A 26,729-nucleotide genomic window follows, 5' to 3' on the forward strand; every position below is an offset into this window, starting at 1 on the left:
AAGAAAACCGTCGCGGCGGTTTTCTTTTTTTTATTCAGGCCTAGTGGAATTAACCGACCCAAGTGTCTCGCAAACCCGTCGTTCGGTTGAAGACCAGATGATCAGCGCTGGAGTACACGCGGTCCGCGCAGAAGTACCCTTCACGTTCGAATTGGTACGCCTTCTCCGCCACCGCATCCGCCATGCTGGCTTCAACATAACCGTGCGCAATCTTCAGCGACTCTGGGTTGAGGGTCGACAGGAAATCTTCCGCAGCGCCTGGGTTCGCCACGCTGAATAGGCGGTCATACAGACGGAATTCGGCCGGAATGCCGTGAGCCACGGAAACCCAATGGATGACACCTTTCACCTTGCGCCCATCGGCGGGATCTTTGCTTAGCGTATCCGGATCATAGCTGCAGTAAATTGTAGCGATCTCGCCCTGTTCATCTTTCTCAACGCGGTCGGCTTTAATCACGTAAGCGTTGCGGAGACGGACTTCTTTTCCCAGCACCAAACGCTTGTATTGCTTGTTGGCGGCTTCACGGAAGTCGGCGCGGTCGATGTACAGTTCACGGCTGAAACCTACCTGACGCGTTCCCATCTCCGGCTTGTTGGGATGGTTTGGCATCGTGACCCACTCTTCATGGCCTTCCGGCAGGTTTTCGATAATCACTTTCACCGGGTCCAGTACAGCCATGGCGCGCGGCGCATTTTCATTCAAATCATCGCGAATGCAAGATTCCAACGACGCCATTTCTACCGTGTTATCTTGCTTGGTCACGCCAATACGACGGCAAAATTCACGAATAGAAGCCGCAGTATAGCCACGACGACGCAGCCCGGAGATAGTCGGCATACGCGGATCGTCCCAGCCTTCCACGACGTTTTCCGTCACCAGCTGATTCAGCTTACGCTTGGACATCACGGTGTATTCCAGATTCAGACGAGAAAACTCGTACTGATGCGGATGCGCGGGGATAGAGATATTGTCCAGCACCCAGTCGTACAGGCGGCGGTTATCCTGGAACTCCAGCGTACACAAGGAGTGAGTCACCCCCTCCAGCGCATCGGAGATACAGTGGGTGAAGTCATACATCGGATAGATGCACCACTTGTTGCCAGTCTGGTGGTGGTCGGCGAATTTAATCCGATACAACACCGGATCGCGCATCACCATGAAAGGCGACGCCATATCGATTTTGGCACGCAGACACGCGGTGCCTTCGGCGAATCCGCCGCTGCGCATTTTTTCGAATAGCGCCAGGTTTTCCTGAACGTCGCGATCTCGGTAAGGGCTGTTCTTACCTGGGGAGGTCAACGTGCCGCGGTACTCGCGGATCTGCTCCGGCGTCAGTTCATCGACATACGCCAGTCCTTTATTGATCAATTCAATCGCATACTGATGCAGCTGATCAAAATAGTTGGACGAATAACGCACCTCGCCGCTCCAGGAGAAGCCCAGCCATTGAACGTCTTGTTTGATGGAGTCGACAAATTCAATGTCTTCTTTTACCGGGTTGGTATCGTCAAAGCGCAGATTGCACTGACCCTGATAATCTTCGGCAATACCGAAATTCAGGCAAATTGATTTTGCATGACCGATATGAAGATAGCCGTTAGGCTCCGGCGGGAAGCGCGTTTGAATATGATCATGCTTACCCGATGACAGATCTTCTTCGATGATCTGGCGAATAAAATTCGTTGGGCGGGCTTCTGCCTCACTCATGCTTGATTCCTTAAAAAACGAAAAACACCACATAACCGCTAATGATCCAACAAGCCACGCCGGGAAACAACCGTTTGTTTCACCTAAATTGCATGGAAGTGAACGGCATAAAAAACGGGGTGAAGTTTTATCTTCACCCCGTTACGAATCTTCCAATGACGGGATCAGCCCGGAGGGGTCACCCGTTTTGCACCAGACGAATAAAGTTTAGCCTGTTTTTTGCGAAGCCTGCCGCAAAGCGGACGCAATACTTTCAGCCTGCGTCCCCACCACAATCTGCACGCTTTGCGCGTTCAAACGAATGACGCCAGAAGCACCCAGCTGCTTGGCTAACGCTTCATCCACCCGCCCGGAGTCTTTCACATTTAAGCGCAGACGCGTGATGCAGGCGTCGATGCCAGTCAGGTTCTCTTTTCCCCCGACGGCGCGCAAATAACCCTCGGCCACCATTTCCAGCTTGTCTGGAGACGAAGCCGCCGTATATGGGGTTGCGGACGCTTCGCGTCCCGGCGTCAGGAGATTGAAACGCTGAATGGTAAAGCGGAACACAACGTAGTAGATGACGAAGAATGCCAGCCCCTGCGGGATCAACATATACCATTGCGTCGCCAGCGGGTTACGGGACGAGAGCACCATGTCCACCAGACCCGCGCTGAAACCGAAACCGGCAATCCAATGCATGCTGGCGGCGATGTAGACTGACAGCCCGGTCAGCAGCGCATGCAGAAAATACAGCACCGGCGCTACAAACATAAAGGAGAACTCCAGCGGCTCCGTGATCCCGGTAAAGAACGCGGCAAAAGCGCCGGCGATCATAATTCCGGCCACCCGACTGCGATTCTCAGGGCGGGCACAATGGTAAATCGCCAACGCCGCGCCCGGCACGCCAAACATCATGATAGGGAAGAAGCCCGCCTGATAACGACCGGTGATGCCGGGAATCGCTTTACCCGCATCAATCGCCTGCTGCCCGCTCAGGAAATTAGGAATATCGTTGATCCCCGCGACGTCGAACCAGAAGACGGAGTTCAACGCATGATGCAGACCAACGGGGATTAGCATACGGTTAAAGAAGGCGTAAATACCTGCGCCGACGGAGCCAAGCCGCTGGATGTGTTCGCCGAAGGAGACCAGCCCACCGTAGATCACCGGCCAAACGTACATGAGAATGGCGGCGACGACAATCATCAGCATAGAGGTGAGGATCGGCACCAAACGGCGGCCGCTGAAGAAAGAGAGAGCCCGCGGAAGCTCAACCCCGCTGAAACGGTTATAAAGTTCCGCCGAAATTACCCCGACCAGGATGCCGACGAACTGGTTTTCAATTTTACCGAACGCTGCCGGAACTTGGTCCAGCGGGATTTGCTGAATCATGGCGACCGCAGCTGGCGAGCACAGCGTGGTCAGAACGAGATAGCCCACGAACCCGTTCAACGCCGCGGAGCCATCTTTGTCCTTGGACATTCCATACGCAACGCCGATGGCAAACAGCACCGACATGTGTTCAATGATGGCAGCGCCAGATTTGAGCAACAGCGCGGCCAGCGCGTTCTGGCTGCCCCATCCCGTCGGGTCGATCCAATATCCTGCCCCCATCAAAATGGCGGCGGCAGGCAACGTGGCGACAGGCACCATCAGCGCCCGGCCTATATTCTGTAGATAACCGAGTATACTCACTTTCCTCTCTCCCCTTGCGAACAATGAAACAGCCAGTCGATGCATTCGTTTTAGTCCCATCCTGCGGATAGGTTTTGAGTGTAAGAAAAATAATTTTTATTGCGAAATAACATCACTGATTATGTGATAAACCTCACCTAAAAATCACATATAAAAAGTTTATGGGTAGAGCCATCACCACACTTATTTCAAGATAAAAAAAAACGCGCTAGACTACATTTCGTAGCACGATGGTGGAATATCGCCGTGTCATTCGACTATAGACCTAAATTTCAAGCGCTTGCTGACGCTTCAGGAGAACGCCAATGAGACTGATCCCGCTTAACACCGCCGAGGAAGTCGGCAAATGGGCCGCACGTTATATTGCAGAGCGCATTAACGACTTTCATCCTACGCCCGAAAAACCTTTCGTTCTGGGGCTTCCCACCGGCAGCACGCCGCTGGAAGCCTACAAGGCTTTGATTGCGCTACACAAGGCGGGCGAAGTCAGTTTCCAGCATGTCGTTACCTTTAATATGGACGAATACGTCGGGCTTCCGCCGGATCATCCGGAGAGCTATCGCACCTTCATGTTCCAGAATTTCTTTAATCACATTGATATCCCACATGAAAACATTAATCTGTTGAACGGAAACGCGAAGGATATCACCGCGGAGTGTCAGCGTTATGAGGACAAAATCCGCGCTTACGGCAAAATTCACCTGTTCATGGGCGGCGTAGGCAGCGATGGTCATATCGCTTTCAACGAACCGGCATCATCTCTGGTGTCGCGCACGCGCATCAAAACACTGACCGAAGAAACCCGCGTCGCCAACTCGCGCTTTTTCGGCGGCAACGTCAGCCTGGTTCCCAAATACGCGCTGACCGTAGGGGTCGGCACGCTGCTCGATGCGGAAGAAATCATGATTCTGGTCACCGGTCGGAACAAGGCGCAGGCGCTACAGGCCGCGGTTGAAGGCAACGTCAATCATCTGTGGACCATCAGCTGTCTACAGCTGCATGCCAAATCGATGATGGTCTGCGACGAACCTTCGACGATGGAACTGAAGGTGAAAACCGTTAAATACTTTCGCGAACTGGAAGCTGAGAACCTCACACATTTTTAATCGGTTAGCCGGGAGCTCACGATGTACGCTTTAACTCATGGCCGCATTTTTACCGGCCATCAAATTCTCGACGGTCACGCCGTTGTCATTGCCGACGGCCTGATAGACCGTGTTTGTCCGCTGAACGCATTACCGGCCGATATTGAAACACGCGACCTCAACGGCGCCCTGCTCGCTCCGGGATTTATCGACCTTCAGTTAAATGGCTGCGGCGGCGTGCAGTTTAACGACACGCTGGATAATATCTCGGTCAAAACGCTGGAAATCATGCAGCAGGCCAATGAAAAATCCGGCTGCACCAGTTTCCTGCCGACGCTGATTACCGCTTCTGACGACTTCATCCGGCGCGGAGTGGAAGTCATGCGCGCCTATCTGGCGCAGAACAATCATCAGGCGTTGGGGCTGCACATAGAAGGCCCATGGCTGAATCCCATCAAGAAAGGCACCCATGACATTACGCTGATCCGCCAGCCGGAAGAGGCGTTGGTCGAATTTTTGTGCGCCAATGCGGACGTCATCACCCAAATCACGCTGGCGCCCGAGCAGGTCTCCACCAACGTCATCCAGCGGTTGACCCGCGCCGGCATTATTGTTTCCGCCGGCCACTCCAATGCGACCTGGGAAGAGGCCAAACGCGGTTTCGCCGCCGGCATCCGCTGCGCCACGCACCTTTTTAACGCCATGCCGGTGGTGGCCGGGCGAGAACCGGGGCTGGTCGGCGCGATTTACGACGCGCCGGAAATCTATAGCGGCATTATCGCCGACGGCCATCACGTCAGCTGGGCCAACATCCGCAACAGTAAACGCATCAAGGGCGACCGACTGGTCTTGGTCACCGACGCCACGGCGCCCGCCGGCGCCGAAATTGACCAGTTCATTTTTGCCGGCAAACCCATATACTACCGCGACGGCATCTGTGTGGATGAGAACGGCACCCTCAGCGGGTCGGCGCTCACCATGATCGATGCGGTACGCAATTGCGTAGAACAGGCGGGGATCGCCCTGGATGAAGCGCTCCGAATGGCCACGCTCTACCCTGCCCGCGCCATCGGGGTCGACCACCGACTGGGCAGTATCGAGTGCGGCAAAGTCGCGAATCTGACGGCGTTCACCCGTGATTTCCATGTCATCAATACTTTTGTCAACGGCGAGGAAGTATTGAACTAAGTCGGGCAACTTTTCATGACCACAGGCGAGCAGGCGAAGATAGGCAATATCGATCTGGTAAAGCAGTTAAACAGCGCGGTAGTGTACCGGCTCATCGACCAGCAAGGTCCCATCTCCCGGATACAAGTCGCCGAACAGAGCCAGCTTGCGCCCGCCAGCGTCACGAAAATCACTCGCCAACTGCTGGAGCGTGGGCTGATTAAAGAAGTCGATCAGCAAGCCTCCACCGGGGGTCGCCGGGCAATCTCGATTGTGTCGGAGACCCGCCCTTTCCATACCATCGCTGTCCGCCTCGGACGCCACGACGCGACCATCGCGCTCTATAATCTGGAAGGGCGGCAGCTGGCGGAAATGCACTATACCCTGCCGGAGAAGACGCAGGAGACGGTGGAAACCGCACTCTTCAAGGCGATAGACCATTTCATCTGTCAGCATCAAAACCGCATTCGCGAACTGATCGCTATTTCCGTGGTGCTGCCGGGACTGGTTGACCCTACCGCCGGCCTCGTCCGCTACATGCCGCATATCAACGTCGACAACTGGCCGCTGGTGGAGCATTTGCAGGAGCGCTTCGAGGTCAACTGCTTTATCGGCCATGACATTCGCAGCCTGGCGCTGGCCGAACACTATTTCGGCGCAAGCCGCCAATGTCAGGACTCTATCTTGATTCGGGTGCATCGCGGCACCGGCGCGGGGATCATCGTCAATGGGCAGATTTTTCTCGGCAGCAACGGCAACGTCGGCGAAATCGGTCATATTCAGATCGATCCGCTGGGGGATCACTGTCATTGCGGCAATTTCGGCTGTCTGGAAACGGTGGTATCCAACTCCGCCATTGAGCAGCGCGTTCTGCATCTGCTGAAACAGGGTTACCCCAGCAAGCTCACGGAGGAAACCAGCCAAATCGCGCCGATCTGTCAGGCCGCCAACCGTGGCGATGCGCTCGCGCACGAAGTGATTGAACATGCAGGATTGTATCTGGGCAAGGCCATCGCTCTGACGGTCAACCTATTCAACCCGCAGCAGGTCGTGATCGCCGGGGAAGTGACCGCAGCGGCGAAAATTTTGCTGCCGGCCATCCAGCGCTGCATCAATACGCAGGTATTGAAGGACTTTCGCAATAACCTGCCCATCGTGGTTTCCGAACTGCATCATCTGTCCGCCATCGGCGCTTTCGCGCTGGTCAAACGGGCGATGCTTAACGGTACGTTGCTGATTCGTCTGCTGGAAAAAGAGTAAGCGCCTATTGAGGCCATAAGGCCGAATTATGGAATCACCAAAAAAAGGCGCATCCCGTAAATGCATTTTATTGAATGTTTATTATATTGCGCTAAATATTAAGCATTCCTCATCATGAATGCTTTTTTCATTGAAGGTTATTGAACTCAAGTGCCATTTTGATGCTAAATCTTCGTTACTGACACAGCAGCGGTACATACTCGCGGTCATTCGGCATAGAAACATCGCTCCATCCACTGCTGGCAACACTTCATTTATTTGACTCGCGACCCCTCGCGAGATCGGCGAATCAAGGAGCTTCATTTTATGTGTTCTATTTTTGGTGTGCTTGATCTGAAAACCGACCCGGTCGAACTGCGTAAAAGAGCGCTGGAGCTGTCCCGCCTGATGCGCCACCGCGGCCCGGATTGGTCCGGCATCTATGCCAGCGATAAAGCGATTCTGGCGCATGAGCGTCTTTCAATCGTTGATGTCAACACCGGCGCTCAGCCGCTGTACAACAAGTCACGCACCCACGTTCTGGCCGTCAACGGCGAAATTTACAACCATCAGGAACTGCGTGAGAAATACGCCGACCGTTACGAATTCCAGACCGGTTCCGACTGTGAAGTCATTCTGGCTCTCTATCAGGAAAAAGGACCGGAGTTCCTTGACGAGCTGTACGGCATGTTCGCCTTCGCGCTATACGACAGCGAAAAAGATGTTTACCTGATTGGTCGCGACCATCTGGGCATTATCCCGCTGTATATGGGTTACGACGAACATGGAAACTTCTATGTCGCGTCCGAAATGAAGTCGCTGGTGCCTGTATGCCGCACGATTAAAGAATTTCCGGCTGGCAGCTACCTGTGGAGCCAGGAAGGAGAAGTTCGCGAATACTACCGTCGCGATTGGTTTGACTACGAAAACGTTAAAGACAACGTGACGGATAAAGAACAACTGCGCGACGCGCTGGAAGAGTCTGTTAAAAGTCATTTAATGTCTGATGTTCCTTACGGCGTACTGCTGTCCGGCGGACTGGACTCCTCTATTATTTCCGCCATCACCAAAAAATACGCGGCTCGCCGTGTGGAAGATGATGCGCGCAGCGAAGCCTGGTGGCCGCAGTTGCACTCTTTCGCCGTCGGTCTTAAAGGCGCGCCGGATTTGAAGGCGGCCAAGCAGGTGGCTGACCATCTGGGCACCGTGCACCACGAGATTAACTTTACGGTGCAGGAAGGCCTGGACGCCATCCGCGATGTGATTTACCACATCGAAACTTACGACGTAACGACCATTCGCGCGTCCACGCCGATGTATCTGATGTCCCGTAAAATCAAAGCAATGGGAATCAAAATGGTGTTGTCCGGTGAAGGCGCCGACGAAGTGTTTGGCGGCTACCTTTACTTCCATAAAGCGCCTAACGCCAAAGAGTTCCACGAAGAAACCGTGCGCAAACTGCTGGCGCTGCATCAGTACGACTGCGCTCGCGCCAACAAAGCGATGTCCGCATGGGGGGTTGAAGCCCGCGTTCCTTTCCTGGATAAGGCGTTCCTCGACGTGGCGATGCGCGTTAACCCGAAAGACAAGATGTGCGGCAACGGCAAAATGGAAAAACACATTCTGCGCGAGTGCTTCGAGTCTTATCTGCCGCACGACGTGGCATGGCGCCAGAAAGAGCAGTTCTCCGACGGGGTCGGTTACAGCTGGATTGATTCGCTAAAAGAGATCGCTGCGGAACAAATTTCCGACCAGCAGATGGAAACCGCGCACTTCCGTTTCCCGTACAACACGCCGACGTCTAAAGAAGGCTACCTGTACCGTGAAATCTTTGAAGAGCTGTTCCCGGTTCCCAGCGCTGCGGAATGCGTTCCCGGGGGACCGTCCGTCGCCTGCTCTTCCGCCAAGGCGATTGAGTGGGACGAATCCTTCAAAAAGATGGACGACCCGTCTGGTCGCGCCGTAGGCGTGCACCAGTCAGCCTACTAACCGTCGATTTCACCGTTCTCACACTAAACGGGCCTCCAGAGGCCCGTTTTCCTTATCGATGATGGCAAAAAAAACGGCCTTTTGACGCTTTTCTGTTCATACTGTTCATAAGCCAGACAAACGGCCGCCGACAGGCCATTTTCGGGAAAAAATGTGTTGACGGTTCAAAGTCAACTACGCATAATGCGCCCCGCAACGCCGATGAAGGTGACGCGGAAAAGATGGCTACGTAGCTCAGCTGGTTAGAGCACAGCACTCATAATGCTGGGGTCACAGGTTCGATTCCCGTCGTAGCCACCATCTTTTTGCGGGAGTGGCGAAATTGGTAGACGCACCAGATTTAGGTTCTGGCGCCGCAAGGTGTGCGAGTTCAAGTCTCGCCTCCCGCACCATGTAATCTTCTAGGTCAAGCAACGTTTTATTGGGGTATCGCCAAGCGGTAAGGCACTGGGTTTTGATCCCAGCATTCCCAGGTTCGAATCCTGGTACCCCAGCCAATTTTAGTGAGACACTTCATCGGAAGTGCAACCCGTTGGGGTATCGCCAAGCGGTAAGGCACCGGATTCTGATTCCGGCATTCCCAGGTTCGAATCCTGGTACCCCAGCCAAACATTCGTCACGAAGAAACTTGTCTTCTGACAAATAGCAGTACCAAGGCTACGTAGCTCAGCTGGTTAGAGCACAGCACTCATAATGCTGGGGTCACAGGTTCGAATCCCGTCGTAGCCACCATATTATTGGGGTATCGCCAAGCGGTAAGGCACCGGATTCTGATTCCGGCATTCCCAGGTTCGAATCCTGGTACCCCAGCCACGAATACAAAAAAGCCTGCTTATGCAGGCTTTTTTGTTGCTGGCGAGCCATCCTAAATCGCGTGACTCATTCCAGTCTCAATGCGGTAATTCCCCACCAAACATTGTAACCACATGACCGGCACACCGACCGGCGTCTCGCCAACGCTTATCCTTTTTCATCTTTCGATATTAATGCGCGACGGATTTGGAAAAGACGTTAATCACGATCACGCCGGCAATAATCAGCCCCATGCCCAGCACGGCGGGTAAATCCAGACGCTGACCATAGATCGCCCAGCTAACGGCAGCAATTAATACAATCCCCGCACCGGACCAGATGGCATAGATGACGCCGGTCGGGAGCGTGCGCATCGTAATGGTCAGGCAGTAGAAGGCCACCGCATAAAACACCAGGGTAACAATGCTGGGCACCAAACGGGTAAAGCTATCCGATAGCTTAAGCGCCGTAGTGGCAATCACTTCAGCGACGATCGCTAGAACCAGATACAGATATGTCATCATTCTCTTCACACAGATTTTTGTTGGATAAACACGATGTTCAGCGCAGTACGGCGCACTGTAACGCGCCGTGGTTAAACGCGGCCTAGACCGGCCGCCTGAACTAAAGCCCCAGCGCGTACTTCAGCGCCTGCTGTTTCAGCTTCCCGGCGCGTTGCGCCGCCATCAGCGCCACATTCCTAGCGAACGTCAGTGGAGCGAGGCGGTTGCTGAAAGCCCCGTAGAATAAATCCATCCCGCTTTGCATCAGCAGATTGTCTGTCCTGCGTTGTTGCTGATAACGCTGGAGTACCGACACCTCATACCAGCGCTCACCGCGGTCCCGCGCCTGAGTGACCACCGTCAGCAAAGCTTCGACATCACGGTAGCCGAGATTCACGCCCTGCCCCGCCAGTGGGTTGATAGTGTGCGCCGCATCGCCTAGTAGTGCCAGTCCCGGCGCCACATAGCGCTGGGCATGGCGACGAATCAATGGAAATGCGCCTGCCGCCACGGCATTGACCCGCCCGGTACGCGCAGGAAAGGTCTCTGCGATGGCGTCGTCCAACTGAGTCATCGACAGGCTCTGCAATTGGCGGATGCGCTGCGGGCTGTCGTACCACACCAACGACCCCCACTGGTCGAACAAAGGCAAAAAGGCACGCGGACCATCCGGCGTAAACTGTTGCCAGGTCACATCCTGCTGCGGCCCTTCCGTGCGAACGCTAATTAACATACAGGACTGGCGATACTGCCAACCGCTGACGCCAATTCCGGCCCACTGGCGAACCCGCGACTGCGCACCATCCGCGCCCACCACCAACGTCGTTTCGATAACGGCGTCGTCATCCAGCGTCAATCGCCAGACCGGCGCATCATAGTCCAGCTGTTTAAGGTGCCGCGGGCAGAAAAACGTCACTCCCTGCGTATTTTCCAGCGACTGCCATAGCGCCAGTTGCAATACCCGGTTTTCGACCATGTAACCCAATTCCGGCAAGCTCAGCTCGCTGGCGTCGAACGCGACCCGGGCGCTGTCCCACTCCCAGGTTTCCAGCCGTCGATAGGGCGCGCTGCGCATTTTTTCTACGTTCGCCCATGCTCCTAGCTGGCGCAACAGCGCCACGGAAGCATAGCCGATGGCCGATAGGCGCAAATCCGGCGGGCTTTCGGCATCAAACGCGGGTGGCGCTTCCTGCTCCACCAGCGCCACCTGAAAACCATTTTGCGCCAATCCTAATGCGGCGGCGGCGCCCACCATGCCCCCGCCGACAATGACTGCGTCAAAGTGCATACGTGCCCCACTGTTATCTAAGAGAGTCCCGTGTATGACAGGAAGAGAATTAAGCACAGTTTACTGGATTTCAGCCGTTTTTATCAGAAAAGCGAAGATGGGCGCATGCTGGTCACAGCGGCGCCAAACGATTACAATACGCGCCCGCATCAAGGTAAAGCGTGTTCACCCGAACTGAGTAATGGCAAGTCGATGACAATGACAAAAAAACTGCATATAAAAACCTGGGGCTGTCAGATGAACGAATACGATTCATCCAAGATAGCCGGCTTACTGGAAAGTACTCACGGTTATGAGCTGACCGAAATCGCAGAAGAGGCGGACATTCTGCTGCTGAACACCTGTTCAATCCGTGAAAAGGCGCAGGAAAAAGTCTTTCATCAGCTCGGCCGCTGGAAAGCGCTGAAAGACCGCAATCCAAACCTGATCATTGGCGTCGGCGGCTGCGTCGCTTCCCAGGAAGGCGCGCACATTCGCGAACGCGCCCACTACGTGGACGTCATTTTCGGGCCGCAAACGCTGCACCGCCTGCCGGAAATGATTAATCATGTGANCGGCACGCACAGCCCGATCGTTGACGTGAGCTTCCCCGAAATCGAGAAATTCGACCGCCTGCCGGAACCGCGTGCCGAAGGCCCGACCGCCTTCGTCTCCATCATGGAAGGCTGCAATAAATACTGTACGTTCTGCGTGGTCCCCTATACCCGCGGCGAAGAAGTCAGCCGTCCCTGCGACGATGTGCTGTTTGAAGTCGCGCAGCTGGCCGAACAGGGCGTGCGCGAAGTTAACTTGCTGGGCCAGAACGTCAACGCCTATCGCGGCGAAACCTATGACGGTAACATCTGCACCTTCGCCGAACTGATTCGTTTGGNGGCCGCCATCGACGGCATCGACCGCATCCGATTCACCACCAGCCACCCGATCGAATTCACCGACGATATCATCAGCGTGTATGAAGATACGCCGGAGCTGGTCAGCTTCCTGCATCTGCCGGTGCAGAGCGGCTCCGACCGCGTGCTGACGATGATGAAGCGTCGTCATACCGCGCTGGAGTACAAGGCGATAATCCGCAAGTTGCATAAAGCGCGTCCGGGCATTCAAATCAGTTCCGACTTCATCGTCGGCTTCCCCGGCGAGACTAAAGACGATTTTGAGCAGACCATGAACCTGATTGCCGACGTCAATTTCGACATGAGCTTCAGCTTCATCTATTCACCGCGCCCCGGCACCCCGGCGGCCGATATGGTGGACGACGTCAGCGAAGACGAGAAAAAACAGCGTCTGTATCTCCTGCAGGAACGCATTACCCAGCAGGCAATGCGCTTCAGTCGACAGATGATGGGGACCGTACAGCGCGTGCTGGTCGAAGGGACTTCCCGCAAGAACGTCATGGAGCTTTCCGGCCGCACCGAAAACAACCGTGTCGTCAACTTCGAAGGGGCGCCTGAGATGATCGGCAAGTTTGTGGACGTGGAAATCGTTGACGTTTACCCGAACTCGCTACGCGGCATACTGGTCCGCACCGAAGATCAAATGGGGCTACGCGTGATTGAATCGCCGGCGGCGGTCATCGCCCGTACCCGCAAAGAAAATGAGATTGGCGTTGGCATTTATCAACCCTGATACTCTCGCGAGCAACGGGCAGCCTTCGCTGCCCGAGTTCCCATCCCGATAATCCTGCCTTGTTTTTATGAAACTGCCCCCAATATCGGTAGTGCGACTTGCGCCTTTTCGGGATAGCGATAAATAATCAGGGTTATTCATGCATAGCTGGCAGTCGCCAGTCGACGGGACTCCCGTCTCAATCCGTCCATTTTCCGGTTAAATACCAAGAGGAATAATTTGAACGTAACGACCAAAGAGATCACCCTCGAACCCGCGGACAATAAACGTTTACTCAGCCTGTGCGGCCCGTTTGACGACAATATCAAACAGTTGGAACGACGCCTGGGCATTGAAATCAACCGACGCGATAATCAATTCAAATTAGTCGGTACCGAACTTTGCGTTAAGGCTGCCGCCGATATTCTGCTGCATCTGTATGTTGATACGGCGCCGATGAAAGGCGCGAGCCAGGATATCGACCCAGAACAGATCCATCTGGCGATCAAAGAGTCCGGCGTTTTGGAGCAATCCGCCGACAGCGTGCCTGAATTCGGCAAAGCGGTGAACATTCGCACCAAACGTGGCGTCATCAAACCACGTACGCCCAATCAGGCGCAGTATATCGCCCATATTCTCGATCACGACATTTCATTCGGCGTCGGCCCAGCCGGTACCGGGAAAACCTATCTGGCGGTGGCCGCCGCCGTCGATGCGCTGGAGCGCCAGGAAATTCGCCGAATTCTGCTGACTCGTCCGGCGGTAGAAGCCGGGGAAAAACTGGGCTTCCTGCCGGGTGACTTGAGCCAGAAAGTCGACCCGTATCTGCGCCCGCTGTATGACGCGCTTTTCGAAATGCTGGGCTTCGAAAAAGTCGAGAAACTGATTGAACGTAATGTGATTGAAGTCGCNCCGCTCGCTTACATGCGCGGCCGCACGCTCAATGACGCCTTCATCATTCTGGATGAAAGCCAGAACACCACGATCGAACAGATGAAGATGTTCCTGACGCGCATCGGCTTCAATTCGAAAGCCGTCATCACCGGCGACGTGACGCAGATCGACCTGCCGCGCAACCAGAAATCCGGGCTGCGGCACGCAATTGAAGTGCTGTCAGATGTCGAAGAAATCAGTTTCAACTTTTTCCACAGTGAAGACGTGGTGCGCCACCCGGTGGTCGCTCGTATCGTTAACGCCTATGAAGCTTGGGAAACGGCGGAGCAAAAGCNAAAAGACGCGCTGGCCGAACAGCGTAAACGCGAAGCGCTGCAAGCGGCCGGGCAGGAGCCAAAATGACTCAGGTTATTCTCGATCTGCAGATTGCCTGTGAAAGCGGCGATGGCCTGCCCTCAGAGGCGCACTTTCAGCGCTGGCTGGAGGCGGTGCTGCCGCAGTTTCAGGCGGAGTCAGAAGTGACGATCCGCATCGTCGATGAGGCCGAAAGCCACGAGCTGAACCATACCTACCGCGGGAAGGACAAACCCACCAACGTACTGTCTTTCCCGTTCGAAGCCCCGCCGGAAGTCGAACTGCCGCTGCTGGGCGATCTCATCATTTGCCGTCAGGNGGTAGAGCAAGAAGCGGCCGAGCAGGAGAAAACGCAGGAAGAGCACTGGGCACACATGGTGGTGCACGGCTGCCTGCATCTGCTGGGCTACGACCACATTGAAGACAGCGAGGCCGAAGAGATGGAATCGCTGGAAACCGAGATCATGCAAGGGATGGGATACGCCGATCCTTATCTGGCAGAAAAATAAACGGTTACCGAGTTGCGTTAAATTCGGTATCTTACACAGCTATATGCCAGCGGCGGCTGAACACGACCGTTTCCCCGCTGGTTTTCTTACCCTAAACTGAGAGACGTAAACAGATACGCCATGAGCGACGACCATTCTTCCAACAGCGATAACCCCAGCCCCAAAAAGGGCTTCTTTTCTCTTATTCTCAACCAGCTTTTCCACGGTGAACCCAAAGATCGTAACGACCTGCTCACGCTGATTCGTGATTCGGAACAAAACGATCTGATCGATCCGGAAACCCGCGACATGCTGGAAGGGGTAATGGATATCGCTGAACAGCGAGTGCGGGACATTATGATCCCGCGTTCGCAGATGATTACCCTGAAGCACAACCAAACGCTTGAAGAGTGCCTGGACGTGATTATCGAGTCCGCCCACTCCCGCTTCCCGGTCATCAGCGAAGATAAAGACCACATCGAAGGGATTCTGATGGCCAAGGATTTGCTGCCGTTCATGCGCAGCGATTCCGAACCGTTCAGTATGGACAAAGTCCTGCGCCCTGCGGTCGTCGTACCGGAAAGTAAACGCGTCGACCGCATGCTGAATGAATTCCGCTCATTGCGCTATCACATGGCTATCGTCATCGACGAGTTCGGCGGTGTTTCCGGGCTGGTCACGATTGAAGACATTCTGGAACTCATCGTCGGCGAGATCGAAGACGAATACGATGATGAGGAAGATCGCGACATCCGCCACCTGACCCGCCAGACGTATACCGTCCGGGCGCTGACTCCGATTGAGGACTTCAACGAGTCCTTCTCCACCCAATTCAGCGACGAAGAGGTAGATACCATCGGCGGCCTGATTATGCAGGCATTCGGTCATCTGCCGGCTCGGGGGGAAACCATCGAGCTGGGCGGCTACCAGTTTAAAGTCGCCATGGCAGACAGCCGCCGGATCATTCAAGTCCACGTCAGAATCCCTGACCACGCTCCGCAACCCATATTGGAAAACTAGTCAGCTATGNCTGTTGCTTCCCTGTTACAACGCCAGCAGAGCCGGATTCTGCTGGCGCTTTTATTCGGCGCCAGCGGCACCCTGGCATTCTCCCCTTTTGATATCTGGCCCGCCGCGCTGGTCTCCCTGTTCGGTTTACAGGCGCTGACGCTGGGCCGCAACGTCCGTCAGTCTGCCGCCGTTGGCTTTGCTTGGGGCTTCGGGCTGTTCATCTGCGGCGTACAGTGGGTGTACGTCAGCATCGCCAACTTCGGTGGTATGCCCGGCCCCATCAACGTGGGTCTGGTCATTCTCCTGGCGCTTTATCTGGCGCTATATCCCATGGTGTTTGCCGGGATGCTGGCCCGTCTTTGGCCTAAAACGAGTCTGTTGCGTGTCGCCGTCGCTGCGCCCGCGCTATGGCAGTTGACCGAGTTTTTGCGCGGCTGGGTGCTGACCGGCTTTCCGTGGCTACAGTTCGGCTATAGCCAAATCGATGGCCCGCTCAAAGGTTTGGCGCCGATTCTCGGCGTAGACGCCATCACGTTTGTGCTGATGACCATCAGCGGTTTGCTGACATTCGCCATCGCTTCCCGCCGCTGGTTGCCAGCTGTCGCCGCGGCGGCCATCCTGTTACTGCTGTGGCCATTGCGAGGCATCGCTTGGTTCAAGCTGGAGCCTGAACGCGCGGTAACCGTCGCACTGGTGCAAGGTAATATACCGCAGTCCCTGAAATGGGACCCCGATGAGCTGCTGAACACGCTAAAAATCTATCTGGACAGCAGCCTGCCCGCGATGGGAAAAGCGCCGATCATCATTTGGCCGGAGNCGGCGATCCCCGACATAGAATCCCGCCAGCAGGCGTATTTGCATCTGGTCGATCGCGCACTGCTTGAGCGCCATAGCAGCCTGATCACCGGCATCGTCGACGTCCGTCCCAAAGACAACGACGCAGATTATTACAACAGCATCATCGTTCTGGGTGACCAGCAGCCTTATCGCTACCCCACCGGCAACCGCTACAACAAGCACCACTTGGTGCCTTTCGGCGAGTTTGTACCGCTGGAAACCCTGCTACGCCCGTTGGCGCCGCTGTTCGATCTGCCGATGTCGTCATTCAGCCGCGGTAGCTATGTGCAACCGCAGCTGGAAGTCAGCGGCTACCGGCTCNCCGCCACGATTTGCTACGAAATCATCCTGGGTCAGCAGGTGCGGGACAACTTCCGCGAAAACACCGACATGCTGCTCACCATTTCCAACGATGCGTGGTTCGGTCACTCGATCGGTCCGTGGCAGCACTTCCAGATGGCGAGAATGCGCGCGCTGGAGCTGGGGCGCCCCTTGCTGCGCAGCACGAACAACGGCATTACGGCCGTCGTCACGCCGAATGGCGACGTCAGCGCCTCGCTGCCGCAGTTCACGCGTGATGTGCTGGAAACCTCCGTCACCCCGGCGACCGGCATGACGCCTTACGCGCGTTGGGGATCATGGCCGTTATGGACGCTGACGCTGCTGTTCGGCTTCTGCGCCATTTTCTCTCCCCTTATCCGCCGCCGCTGATCCTCTCCCTCGTTATCGGACATCGTGAATAAGAAAGGGCATGCTTAGCATGCCCTTTTCAACTCCTGGCATATTAATTGCTAAAACCTATGCGACGTGGCCAACCTGGCGTCTTTTAAGCATGTCTGATCCCACGCAGCACGAATTCGGGGCGGCGATAGCACCAAAGTAGTGCCAAGCCGACCAGGCGCTGCAATTTAGTGCAGAACAACGCTCAAAAAAGACACATAACGGCCTCAGATTGTTAACAGTTGGCTTTTTTTAACGATGTAGCTGTTTATTTGCGCTTTCGCGGTGCACCCGCAAAGCGCCACTCATTGATTAGCGCCATCACAACAGCAAAGGAGTTAGCACATGCAATTGCGTAAACTGGCACTTTCACTACTTCTGGCAGGTACGGCGGCAGGCAGTCTGGCTCACGCGGAAGAGCTGACCGGCACATTGAAGAAAGTGAAAGACAACGGGGTCATCGTTATCGGACACCGCGAATCTTCCGTTCCTTTCTCTTATTACGACAACCAGCAGAAAGTCGTAGGCTATTCCGAAGCCTATTCAGACAAGATCGTCGAAGCGGTCAAAAAGAAAATTGGTGCGCCAAACCTTCAGGTCAAACTGCTTCCTATCACCGCGCAAAACCGCATCCCGCTACTGCAAAATGGCACCTACGATCTGGAGTGCGGCTCCACCACCAATAATCTGGAGCGTCAGAAACAGGCCGACTTCTCCAACACTATCTTCATCATCGGCACCCGTCTGATGACCAAAGTGGATTCCGGCATCAAGGATTTCCCGGACTTGGCCGGCAAAACCGTCGTGGTGACCTCAGGAACCACCTCTGAAGTGTTGCTGAACAAGATGAACGACGAGAAGCAAATGAAGATGCGCATCATCAGCGCGAAAGACCACGGCGACGCATTCCGAACTCTGGAAAGCGGCCGAGCGGTCGCCTTTATGATGGATGATGCTCTGCTGGCGGGCGAACGCGCCAAGTCAAAAAATCAAAATCAGTGGGTCATTCTTGGACAACCGCAGTCCAAAGAGGCCTATGGCTGCATGATGCGTAAAGACGATCCGCAATTCAAAGCGCTGGTCGACGAAACCATCGCCCAGATCCAGACGTCGGGTGAAGCCGAAAAATGGTTTGAGACTTGGTTCCAGCAGCCTATTCCGCCGCGCAATCTGAACCTGAACTTCGAACTGTCTGACGATATGAAAGCCTTGTTCAAAGCACCTAACGACAAAGCCTTTTAAGCTGCATGCATCACAAGATAATCGGTTCAGGCATTTCGATTGCTGATTTGCGAACATGCTGGCGGGCTTGGGTCAGTCGCTCCCTGTCCTGAGCTCCAGACCGTTCGCAAGTCTTCGGGTAGCCTAGACGGCTACCCTTTTTACCGGAGTTTTTTATGTCAACAGATTGGAATTGGGGTATTTTCCTGCAATCCGCTCCATTCGGTAATACCACTTACCTTGGATGGATTATTTCCGGCCTACAGGTGACCGTCTCACTGTCCCTTTGCGCCTGGGTCATCGCATTCCTGCTGGGTTCGCTGCTGGGGATTATGCGTACCGCGCCCAACCGTTTCATTTCGGGCATCGGCACTTGTTACGTGGAGCTGTTTCGGAACGTCCCGCTCATCGTCCAGTTCTTTATCTGGTATCTCGTGGTTCCCGAACTGCTGCCGGTTGAACTTGGCATGTGGTTTAAAGCGGAGCTGGACCCGAATATTCAGTTCTTCCTGTCGTCCATGATCTGCCTCGGCATGTTCACGGCCGCACGCGTCTGCGAACAGGTACGCGCCGGCATTCAGTCTCTGCCCCGAGGCCAGAAAGCCGCCGGTCTGGCGATTGGCCTGACGCTGCCGCAGACCTACCGCTACGTGCTCTTGCCCAACGCCTATCGCGTCATTGTTCCACCGTTGACGTCAGAGATGCTTAACCTGGTCAAAAACTCCGCGATAGCCTCGACGATCGGCCTGGTCGACATGGCCGCGCAGGCGGGCAAGCTGCTCGACTATTCCGCGCACGCCTATGAGTCTTTCACGGCGATTACGCTGGCCTATATCGCCATCAACGCCATCATCATGTTGCTGATGCAGATCGTTGAACGAAAAACCCGTTTGACGGGCAATATGGGGAGCAAATAATAATGTATGAATTTGACTGGAGCTCCATCGCTCCCAGCCTGCCTTATCTGCTGCAAGGCCTTGGCGTCACGATTAAAATTACGGTGATTGCCGTTATTTTCGGTATTCTCTGGGGAACCCTTCTCGCCGTCATGCGGCTGTCTTCGTTCAAACCCATCAGCTGGTTCGCCAAACTGTACGTAAACTTGTTCCGCTCCGTACCGTTAGTCATGGTGCTGCTGTGGTTTTACCTGATCGTGCCAAGCTTTTTACAAAATGTGCTTGGGCTGTCGCCGAAAACCGATATTCGGCTAGTTTCGGCTATGGTAGCCTTCTCCCTGTTTGAGGCGGCCTACTACTCTGAAATCATCCGCGCCGGGATTCAGAGTATCGCGCGCGGCCAGGCTTCCGCCGCATTAGCGCTGGGCATGACCCACTGGCAGTCAATGAGATTGGTGATTCTGCCTCAGGCTTTCCGGGCAATGGTTCCGCTACTGCTGACTCAGGGTATTGTCCTGTTTCAGGACACCTCGCTGGTGTACGTGCTCAGTCTGGCCGATTTCTTCCGCACTGCCTCCAGCATCGGCGAGCGCGACGGAACGCAGGTTGAGATGATTCTGTTTGCCGGGTTTGTTTATTTTATTATCAGCATCTGCGCATCAATGCTGGTTAATTATCTGAAGAAAAGGACGGTTTGATGATTTCCCTGAAAAATGTTTCTAAGTGGTACGGTCAATTTCAGGTACTTACCGACTGCTCCACAGAAGTCAAAAAAGGTGAGGTAGTCGTCGTTTGCGGCCCTTCCGGCTCCGGTAAATCGACCCTCATCAAAACCGTTAATGGACTTGAACCCATTCAGGAAGGGCAGATTGAGGTTAATGGCATCGCCGTCAACGACAAACGCACTAATCTGGCCCAGCTTCGCTCCAAAGTCGGCATGGTATTCCAGCATTTTGAGCTGTTTCCGCATCTGTCGATCATCGACAACCTCACCCTGGCGCAGGTCAAGGTGCTCAAGCGTGAGCGTGAACCTGCGCGTGAAAAGGCCAGGAAACTGCTGGATCGCGTCGGTCTCTCCGCGCACGCGGACAAATATCCGGGACAGCTCTCCGGCGGCCAGCAGCAGCGTGTGGCTATCGCCCGTGCGCTGTGCATGGACCCTATCGCGATGCTGTTCGACGAACCGACCTCCGCGCTTGACCCGGAAATGATTAATGAAGTGCTGGACGTGATGGTCGAACTGGCGCAGGAAGGGATGACCATGATGGTCGTGACCCACGAAATGGGCTTTGCCCGCAAAGTGGCGCACCGGGTCATCTTTATGGACGAGGGCAAGATTGTCGAAGACACCCGCAAAGAGGACTTCTTCACCCATCCCAAGTCTGAACGAGCCAAAGACTTTCTGGCGAAAATCCTGCACTAAAACACCAGTACAGCGCCGTACATCACTGCATTACGTCAGCGCTCTGACCCAAAAAATCCCGGCAGCCGATGCCGGGATTTTTTTACATATCTATGGCGACCGTGGGAATGAACGTCGGAAACCTCGTGGGCGTGACGTTCTCGCTAGGGCTGGAAGGGCTGGCGATGAAATTGGTCGTGCGAACATTTCGGGCAGCGTGGCAAGACCTCCGGGGTATAAAAAGTCAGATGGTAGTGGCAGTTTTCGCACACCAGATTGCCCAGCCCCACCACCTCCCCGCTATGATAGACGCCGTGGTGGTTGACGTCCTGAAACATCTCCCGCCACTCCAACTGCGTCTTGTCTGTAATGTCCGCCAGCTCCTGCCACAGGCTTTCCTTGATAACACGCATAAAAACGCTGTCGTTGATCTCGTCCCGGCTCTCCTCATAGCTACGTGCGAACTCAGCGAGATCGCGCCGGATGGCCTGAAGGATCTGTTCGCCTTCCTGCTGCGTCAAGGCGTTATCCTCTGCGATACGGCGGCGCGCATGATCGATAAGCTTCGCCACATCACGTTCTCCCCCGTGCAAGCGCGCGGTGATATCCGACATCAACGTCTGGTAGTAACGGCCTACTTTATTCATTGCGACTCCTCAACAAACCGGGTGGGATGATGCGTGCGCCACGATATTCGTCGCCGGACGGCACCATGCTGACATCAGCACACAGGATAATTTCAGTGTAGATGAATTTTGTGTTCAAACCGCAGGCCGCGTCGCGCTCCCCGCTCCCCTGTCAATTTGCCGCAACCAGAAGTGTGAACGGGCCGTAGCAGACGAGCGTCCTCGGCAGAAATCCTCCCCGGACGGACTCAAGGTGTTGTTGCCCAAGACGCTTATCAGCTATGCTATGCGGATCTTTTAGTATGCACAATGGGCTACAAACGTAGCCATTATCACTACCCAAAGGACCACTGGCAGCCATGCACGAGCAATACCGCCCAGATGAAATAGAAGCGCAAGTCCAGCTTCACTGGCAAGAAAAACAAACCTTCAAAGTGACCGAAGACGCCAGCAAGGAAAAATACTATTGCCTTTCCATGCTGCCCTACCCTTCTGGCCGACTCCATATGGGACACGTCCGTAACTACACCATCGGCGATGTCATCTCGCGCTATCAGCGCATGCTCGGTAAAAACGTGCTGCAGCCTATCGGCTGGGATGCCTTTGGTCTGCCGGCGGAAGGCGCGGCGGTCAAGAATAAAACCGCTCCCGCCCCCTGGACCTACGACAATATCGAATACATGAAGAACCAGCTGAAACTGCTGGGCTTCGGCTACGATTGGGATCGCGAGATCGCCACCTGCAAACCTGACTACTATCGCTGGGAACAGTGGTTCTTCACCAAGCTGTACGAAAAGGGCCTGGTCTACAAGAAAACCTCCGCCGTCAACTGGTGCCCGAACGACCAGACCGTACTGGCCAACGAACAGGTCATCGACGGCTGCTGCTGGCGTTGTGACAGCAAAGTGGAACGCAAAGAAATCCCGCAGTGGTTCATCAAAATCACGGACTACGCGGACCAACTGCTGAACGATCTGGATACGCTGGAAAGCTGGCCCGAGCAGGTCAAAACCATGCAGCGCAACTGGATCGGCCGCTCCGAAGGCGTCGAAATCACCTTCGACATCGCGGACAGCGATCGCCAGATGACGGTTTNCACGACGCGCCCCGATACCTTCATGGGCGTGACCTATGTCGCCGTCGCTGCAGGGCATCCTCTGTCTCTGCTGGCCGCAGAAAAAAATCCTGCGCTGAATGACTTCATCGAAGAGTGCCGCAATACCAAAGTGGCCGAAGCCGACATGGCGACGATGGAGAAAAAAGGCATGCCGACCGGCCTGTACGCTATCCACCCGCTGAACGGCGAAAAAGTACCGGTATGGATCGCAAACTTTGTGCTGATGGAATACGGCACCGGCGCGGTCATGGCCGTACCGGCTCACGACCAACGCGACTGGGAGTTCGCCACCAAATACGGGCTGCCGATCAAACAGGTTATTCAGGCCGCGGAAGGCCAAGACGTCGACCTGTCCGCTCAGGCGCTGACGGAGAAAGGACGCCTGTTCAACTCCGGCGAATTCGACGGTCTTGATTACGAAGAAGCCTTCAACGCCATCGCCGACACGCTGGTTGAGAAAGGCGTTGGTCAGCGCAAGGTCAACTACCGCCTGCGCGACTGGGGCGTTTCCCGTCAGCGTTACTGGGGCGCGCCGATCCCAATGGTCACGCTGGAAGACGGCACAGTCATACCGACGCCGGAAGATCAGCTGCCGGTCAAACTGCCCGAAGATGTGGTTATGGACGGCATCACCAGCCCGATCAAAGCCGATCCTGAATGGGCGAAAACCACGGTCAACGGCCAGCCTGCGCTGCGTGAAACCGATACCTTCGATACCTTCATGGAATCGTCCTGGTNCTATGCGCGCTACACCTGCCCGCAATTCGACGAAGGCATGCTGGATCCCGCCGCGGCCAACTACTGGCTGCCGGTCGATCAGTATGTCGGCGGCATCGAACACGCCATCATGCATCTGATGTACTTCCGCTTCTTCCACAAACTGCTGCGCGACGCCGGTCTGGTCAACTCCGACGAACCTGCGAAACGCCTGCTGTGTCAGGGGATGGTGCTGGCGGACGCGTTCTACTATGTCGGCCAAAACGGCGAGCGCGTGTGGATCTCTCCTGCCGACGTGACCGTTGAGCGCGATGAGAAAGGCCGTATCGTGAAAGCGTTCGACGCCGAAGGCCGCGAGGTGATCTATGCCGGCATGAGCAAAATGTCGAAGTCGAAAAACAACGGCATCGACCCGCAGGTCATGGTGGAAAAATACGGCGCGGATACCGTCCGTTTGTTTATGATGTTCGCCTCCCCGGCGGAAATGACGCTGGAGTGGCAGGAATCCGGCGTGGAAGGAGCCAACCGCTTCCTGAAACGCGTGTGGAAACAGGTGCTGGATCATACCGCCAAAGGCGCCGTACAGCCGCTGGACGTCGCGAAATTGACGGACGATCAGAAAGCGCTGCGCCGCGACCTGCACAAAACCATCGCCAAGGTCACCGACGATATTGGTCGTCGCCAGACGTTCAATACCGCCATTGCCGCTATCATGGAACTGATGAACAAGCTGGCGAAGGCTTCACAGGAAAGTGAGCAGGATCGCGCCCTGACTCAGGAAACGCTGCTGGCCGTCGTCCGTATGCTGTATCCGTTCACCCCGCATATTTGCTTCACGCTGTGGCAAGAGCTGCACGGCGAAAGCGATATCGATAACGCACCGTGGCCGGTTGCGGATGAACAGGCTATGGTTGAAGACTCGAAGCTGATCGTAATTCAGGTCAACGGCAAAGTCCGCAGCAAAATTACCGTTGCGGCCGACGCCAACGAACAGCAAGTTCGTGAACGCGCGGCAGAAGAACCGCTGGTGGCCAAGTACCTTAATGGCGTTACCGTGCGGAAAGTGATCTACGTCCCTGGAAAGCTGCTTAACCTGGTTGTGGGTTAAGACGAGGAGGAACTTGTGCGACACCCACTATTGACGTTGTTGCTGGGACTGGCGGTACTTATCACCGCCGGTTGCGGTTTTCATCTGCGCGGCACGACTCAGGTGCCGCATCAGTTGCATAACCTGATTCTGGATAGCTCAGACCCGTATGGGCCGATGACGCGCGCGGTGCGCGAACAGCTTCGTCTCAACAATGTGAACATCGTTGAGAATTCAAAACGCCAGGACATTCCGTCCCTGCGCGTGCTGAATACGACGCTGGCGCGCAGCACTGCGTCTGTTTTCCAAGATGGTAAGGCTGCCGAATACCAGTTTGTCATGGAGCTGAAAGCGCAGGTGCTGATGCCAGGAGACGATATCTACCCGATAAACGTCAAAGTCTTCCGCACCTTCTTCGATAACCCGCTCACGGCGCTCGCCAAAGATGCCGAGCAGGATATTATTATGCAGGAAATGCGCGAGCAGGCAGCACAACAGCTGGTACGTAGCCTGTTGACCGTGAAGGGAAGCAAAAACATCGAGCAGAACAAAGAAACACCGCCCTCTGCTCCAGCCGCTCCCGCACGTTCATGACACGGATTTATCCTGAGCAACTCGCCGCGNAGCTCCGAGAGGGGCTGCGCGGTTGTTATCTGCTATTCGGCAACGATCCACTGCTGCTGCAGGAAAGTCAGGATCACATCTGCCATACCGCTCAACAGCAAGATTTTCACGAACAATTCCGGTTTACGCTGGATAACACGACTGACTGGGACGCCATTTTCGGCGCCTGTCAGGCGCTGAGCTTATTCTCATCACGACAGATATTGTCGCTGACACTGCCAGACTCCGGTCCCGGCGCGCCGATAGGCGAACAACTGGTGAAACTCGCCGGGCTACTCCATCCTGACGTTCTGCTGATTTTGCGCGGCGCCAAGCTCACCCGCGCTCAGGAGAACAGCGCCTGGTTCAAAGCCTTGTCGCAGAAAAGCATCTACGTGCCCTGCATGACGCCCGAGCAAGAGCAGCTTCCGCGCTGGGTCATGCAACGCGCCAAGAGTATGAAGCTGGAACTGGATGAGCCAGCCTGCCAGCTCCTCTGCTACTGCTATGAAGGCAACCTGCTGGCGCTGTCCCAGGCGCTGGAACGTCTATCTTTACTCTACCCCGACGGCAAACTTCCGCTGCCTCGTGTTGAACAGGCCGTCAGCGATGCCGCGCATTTTTCGCCGTTTCATTGGCTGGACGCGCTCCTGGCGGGAAAAAGCAAACGCGCCTGGCACATCCTGCACCAGCTACGTCTGGAAGAGTGCGAACCCGTCATTCTGCTGCGAACCGTGCAGCGTGAACTGTTGCTGCTGCTGCAACTGAAACGGCAGATGGTCGCCACCCCGCTGCGCACCTTGTTTGACCAACATAAGATTTGGCAAAACCGCCGCCCCCTGATGACGCATGCGTTGCAGCGCCTGTCGTTGGAACAGTTACAACAGGCCATCACCCTGCTTGCCAGGCTGGAAATCACCCTGAAACAGAATTATGGCCAACCTATTTGGGCAGAGCTGGAGACGCTGGCGATGATCTTGTGTGGAAAAGCCCTGCCCAATAGTCTGATTGAGGTCTACTGATTTGCCAATCCCGGATACCACTAGCGAACTGACCGCCTACTTCGGCGGTACGTTCGACCCCATTCACTTCGGTCACCTGCGCCCCGTCGCCGCGCTGGCGGCCGAAGTCGGACTGCGGCAGGTCGTCCTGCTGCCCAATAATGTTCCCCCTCACCGCGAACAACCTGAAGCCAACGCCCGCCAGCGTAAAGAAATGGCCACGCTGGCGATCGCGCATCACCCGCTTTTCCGCATCGATGACCGCGAACTCCAGCGGGAAACGCCTTCATACACGATTGAGACATTGGAAGCGTTAAGACAGGAAGCCGGGCCGACGGCACCTTTGGCGTTTATCATCGGTCAGGATTCGCTGCTCACGCTGCATCACTGGCATCGCTGGCAGGAAATGCTGTCCTATTGCCACCTGCTGGTATGCGCCCGCCCAGGCTATAGCCGCACGCTGGAAACCCCTGAATTGCAGCAATGGCTGACGTCCCGTCACACTACCGAGGTTAGCCAGTTGCATCAGCGTCCGCACGGGTTAATCTATCTGGCGAACACTCCGCTGCTCCCCATTTCTGCGACTGAAATCCGTCAGCGCAGGCAACAGGGGCGCGACTGCAGCGACCTTTTGCCCGCCCCCGTGCTGAATTATATAGACACACACGGGCTGTACCGATAGCGACGGCTTTATACCACTCAACA

The 26,729-nt window shown here is 55.4% G+C and carries 22 protein-coding genes and 6 tRNA genes; 23 read left to right on the top strand and 5 right to left on the bottom strand.

What is annotated here, in order from left to right:
* Positions 1-49 precede the first annotated feature (49 nt).
* Complete coding sequence (gene glnS / locus RZ35_RS07535) at positions 50-1,708, bottom strand: glutamine--tRNA ligase (protein ID WP_026742752.1); 1,659 nt, start codon at positions 1,706-1,708, stop codon at positions 50-52.
* A 207-nt stretch (positions 1,709-1,915) separates the two neighbouring features.
* Positions 1,916-3,385 carry an N-acetylglucosamine-specific PTS transporter subunit IIBC gene (nagE, locus tag RZ35_RS07540; RefSeq protein WP_026742753.1) on the bottom strand — a complete coding sequence of 490 codons (1,470 nt, stop codon included), beginning with the start codon at positions 3,383-3,385 and terminating at the stop codon, positions 1,916-1,918.
* Positions 3,386-3,690: 305 nt separating this feature from the next.
* Here nagE and nagB point away from each other — a divergent pair, with 305 nt between their 5' ends.
* The 10 genes from nagB to RZ35_RS07590 all read left to right on the top strand — a co-directional run bounded on the left by nagB (position 3,691) and on the right by RZ35_RS07590 (position 9,678).
* Positions 3,691-4,491, top strand: coding sequence for a glucosamine-6-phosphate deaminase (gene nagB, locus RZ35_RS07545; protein ID WP_026742754.1), 801 nt, complete (start codon positions 3,691-3,693; stop codon positions 4,489-4,491).
* A gap of 21 nt (positions 4,492-4,512) precedes the next feature.
* On the top strand, positions 4,513-5,658 hold the full coding sequence (gene nagA, locus RZ35_RS07550; RefSeq protein WP_026742755.1) for an N-acetylglucosamine-6-phosphate deacetylase: 1,146 nt from the start codon (positions 4,513-4,515) through the stop codon (positions 5,656-5,658).
* Between the two features lie 15 nt (positions 5,659-5,673).
* A complete protein-coding gene (nagC, locus tag RZ35_RS07555) occupies positions 5,674-6,897 on the top strand; it encodes a DNA-binding transcriptional regulator NagC (RefSeq protein ID WP_026742756.1) in 1,224 nt (407 codons plus the stop codon).
* A 306-nt stretch (positions 6,898-7,203) separates the two neighbouring features.
* Positions 7,204-8,865, top strand: coding sequence for an asparagine synthase B (asnB, locus tag RZ35_RS07560; RefSeq protein WP_026742757.1), 1,662 nt, complete (start codon positions 7,204-7,206; stop codon positions 8,863-8,865).
* A gap of 223 nt (positions 8,866-9,088) precedes the next feature.
* Positions 9,089-9,165 (top strand) — tRNA-Met (locus RZ35_RS07565).
* Between the two features lie 7 nt (positions 9,166-9,172).
* Positions 9,173-9,257: transfer RNA gene (locus RZ35_RS07570), tRNA-Leu, on the top strand.
* Positions 9,258-9,287: 30 nt separating this feature from the next.
* A tRNA-Gln gene (locus RZ35_RS07575) sits at positions 9,288-9,362 on the top strand.
* Positions 9,363-9,398: 36 nt separating this feature from the next.
* Positions 9,399-9,473, top strand: a tRNA-Gln gene (locus tag RZ35_RS07580).
* A gap of 47 nt (positions 9,474-9,520) precedes the next feature.
* Positions 9,521-9,597: transfer RNA gene (locus tag RZ35_RS07585), tRNA-Met, on the top strand.
* Between the two features lie 6 nt (positions 9,598-9,603).
* A tRNA-Gln gene (locus RZ35_RS07590) sits at positions 9,604-9,678 on the top strand.
* Positions 9,679-9,848: 170 nt separating this feature from the next.
* On the opposite strand, the gene RZ35_RS07595 is transcribed toward RZ35_RS07590, so the two are convergent.
* On the bottom strand, positions 9,849-10,181 hold the full coding sequence (locus RZ35_RS07595) for an SMR family transporter (protein ID WP_071999775.1): 333 nt from the start codon (positions 10,179-10,181) through the stop codon (positions 9,849-9,851).
* Between the two features lie 100 nt (positions 10,182-10,281).
* Positions 10,282-11,448, bottom strand: a complete 1,167-nt coding sequence (gene ubiF / locus RZ35_RS07600) for a 3-demethoxyubiquinol 3-hydroxylase (protein WP_026742759.1) — start codon at positions 11,446-11,448, stop codon at positions 10,282-10,284.
* Between the two features lie 198 nt (positions 11,449-11,646).
* Between ubiF and miaB the strand changes: the two genes are divergently transcribed.
* The 9 genes from miaB (at position 11,647) to RZ35_RS07645 (ending at position 20,894) form a co-directional block, all read left to right on the top strand.
* Entirely contained in the window at positions 11,647-13,071 is a 1,425-nt protein-coding gene (miaB, locus tag RZ35_RS07605) for a tRNA (N6-isopentenyl adenosine(37)-C2)-methylthiotransferase MiaB (protein WP_026742760.1), read from the top strand.
* A 219-nt stretch (positions 13,072-13,290) separates the two neighbouring features.
* Positions 13,291-14,346, top strand: coding sequence for a PhoH family protein (locus RZ35_RS07610; protein WP_026742761.1), 1,056 nt, complete (start codon positions 13,291-13,293; stop codon positions 14,344-14,346).
* Complete coding sequence (gene ybeY / locus RZ35_RS07615; protein ID WP_026742762.1) at positions 14,343-14,807, top strand: rRNA maturation RNase YbeY; 465 nt, start codon at positions 14,343-14,345, stop codon at positions 14,805-14,807. The genes RZ35_RS07610 and ybeY overlap by 4 nt, the downstream gene beginning before the upstream one ends.
* Before the next feature lie 120 nt (positions 14,808-14,927).
* The gene (gene corC / locus RZ35_RS07620; protein ID WP_026742763.1) at positions 14,928-15,806 is read left to right on the top strand and encodes a CNNM family magnesium/cobalt transport protein CorC; all 879 of its coding nucleotides are present in this window, start codon (positions 14,928-14,930) and stop codon (positions 15,804-15,806) included.
* Positions 15,807-15,812: 6 nt separating this feature from the next.
* Positions 15,813-17,345, top strand: coding sequence for an apolipoprotein N-acyltransferase (gene lnt, locus RZ35_RS07625; RefSeq protein WP_026742764.1), 1,533 nt, complete (start codon positions 15,813-15,815; stop codon positions 17,343-17,345).
* Between the two features lie 354 nt (positions 17,346-17,699).
* Positions 17,700-18,596, top strand: a complete 897-nt coding sequence (locus RZ35_RS07630; RefSeq protein ID WP_026742765.1) for a glutamate/aspartate ABC transporter substrate-binding protein — start codon at positions 17,700-17,702, stop codon at positions 18,594-18,596.
* A 155-nt stretch (positions 18,597-18,751) separates the two neighbouring features.
* Positions 18,752-19,492, top strand: a complete 741-nt coding sequence (locus RZ35_RS07635; RefSeq protein ID WP_026742766.1) for an amino acid ABC transporter permease — start codon at positions 18,752-18,754, stop codon at positions 19,490-19,492.
* A 2-nt stretch (positions 19,493-19,494) separates the two neighbouring features.
* The gene (gene gltK, locus RZ35_RS07640) at positions 19,495-20,169 is read left to right on the top strand and encodes a glutamate/aspartate ABC transporter permease GltK (protein ID WP_026738939.1); all 675 of its coding nucleotides are present in this window, start codon (positions 19,495-19,497) and stop codon (positions 20,167-20,169) included.
* Entirely contained in the window at positions 20,169-20,894 is a 726-nt protein-coding gene (locus RZ35_RS07645) for an amino acid ABC transporter ATP-binding protein (protein WP_026742767.1), read from the top strand. The genes gltK and RZ35_RS07645 overlap by 1 nt, the downstream gene beginning before the upstream one ends.
* A gap of 143 nt (positions 20,895-21,037) precedes the next feature.
* On the opposite strand, the gene RZ35_RS07650 is transcribed toward RZ35_RS07645, so the two are convergent.
* A complete protein-coding gene (locus RZ35_RS07650; RefSeq protein WP_026742768.1) occupies positions 21,038-21,520 on the bottom strand; it encodes a zinc ribbon-containing protein in 483 nt (160 codons plus the stop codon).
* A 338-nt stretch (positions 21,521-21,858) separates the two neighbouring features.
* Here RZ35_RS07650 and leuS point away from each other — a divergent pair, with 338 nt between their 5' ends.
* The 4 genes from leuS (at position 21,859) to nadD (ending at position 26,706) form a co-directional block, all read left to right on the top strand.
* Positions 21,859-24,441, top strand: a complete 2,583-nt coding sequence (gene leuS, locus RZ35_RS07655) for a leucine--tRNA ligase (RefSeq protein ID WP_026742769.1) — start codon at positions 21,859-21,861, stop codon at positions 24,439-24,441.
* A 15-nt stretch (positions 24,442-24,456) separates the two neighbouring features.
* On the top strand, positions 24,457-25,014 hold the full coding sequence (gene lptE, locus RZ35_RS07660) for an LPS assembly lipoprotein LptE (protein WP_026742770.1): 558 nt from the start codon (positions 24,457-24,459) through the stop codon (positions 25,012-25,014).
* Positions 25,011-26,045, top strand: coding sequence for a DNA polymerase III subunit delta (gene holA, locus RZ35_RS07665; protein WP_026742771.1), 1,035 nt, complete (start codon positions 25,011-25,013; stop codon positions 26,043-26,045). The genes lptE and holA overlap by 4 nt, the downstream gene beginning before the upstream one ends.
* A 1-nt stretch (position 26,046) precedes the next feature.
* Positions 26,047-26,706 carry a nicotinate-nucleotide adenylyltransferase gene (gene nadD, locus RZ35_RS07670; protein ID WP_026742772.1) on the top strand — a complete coding sequence of 220 codons (660 nt, stop codon included), beginning with the start codon at positions 26,047-26,049 and terminating at the stop codon, positions 26,704-26,706.
* Positions 26,707-26,729: the final 23 nt, after the last annotated feature.

The organism is Lonsdalea quercina subsp. quercina, assembly GCF_000688655.1.
Lineage (GTDB): Bacteria > Pseudomonadota > Gammaproteobacteria > Enterobacterales > Enterobacteriaceae > Lonsdalea > Lonsdalea quercina.

Coding starts and splice junctions, on each gene's coding strand:
- glnS (WP_026742752.1), bottom strand. CDS start 1,708: ATGAGTGAGGCAGAAGCCCGCCCAACGAATTTTATTCGCCAGATCATC.
- nagB (WP_026742754.1), top strand. CDS start 3,691: ATGAGACTGATCCCGCTTAACACCGCCGAGGAAGTCGGCAAATGGGCC.
- nagA (WP_026742755.1), top strand. CDS start 4,513: ATGTACGCTTTAACTCATGGCCGCATTTTTACCGGCCATCAAATTCTC.
- nagC (WP_026742756.1), top strand. CDS start 5,674: ATGACCACAGGCGAGCAGGCGAAGATAGGCAATATCGATCTGGTAAAG.
- asnB (WP_026742757.1), top strand. CDS start 7,204: ATGTGTTCTATTTTTGGTGTGCTTGATCTGAAAACCGACCCGGTCGAA.
- RZ35_RS07595 (WP_071999775.1), bottom strand. CDS start 10,181: ATGATGACATATCTGTATCTGGTTCTAGCGATCGTCGCTGAAGTGATT.
- ubiF (WP_026742759.1), bottom strand. CDS start 11,448: ATGCACTTTGACGCAGTCATTGTCGGCGGGGGCATGGTGGGCGCCGCC.
- corC (WP_026742763.1), top strand. CDS start 14,928: ATGAGCGACGACCATTCTTCCAACAGCGATAACCCCAGCCCCAAAAAG.
- RZ35_RS07630 (WP_026742765.1), top strand. CDS start 17,700: ATGCAATTGCGTAAACTGGCACTTTCACTACTTCTGGCAGGTACGGCG.
- RZ35_RS07635 (WP_026742766.1), top strand. CDS start 18,752: ATGTCAACAGATTGGAATTGGGGTATTTTCCTGCAATCCGCTCCATTC.
- gltK (WP_026738939.1), top strand. CDS start 19,495: ATGTATGAATTTGACTGGAGCTCCATCGCTCCCAGCCTGCCTTATCTG.
- RZ35_RS07645 (WP_026742767.1), top strand. CDS start 20,169: ATGATTTCCCTGAAAAATGTTTCTAAGTGGTACGGTCAATTTCAGGTA.
- RZ35_RS07650 (WP_026742768.1), bottom strand. CDS start 21,520: ATGAATAAAGTAGGCCGTTACTACCAGACGTTGATGTCGGATATCACC.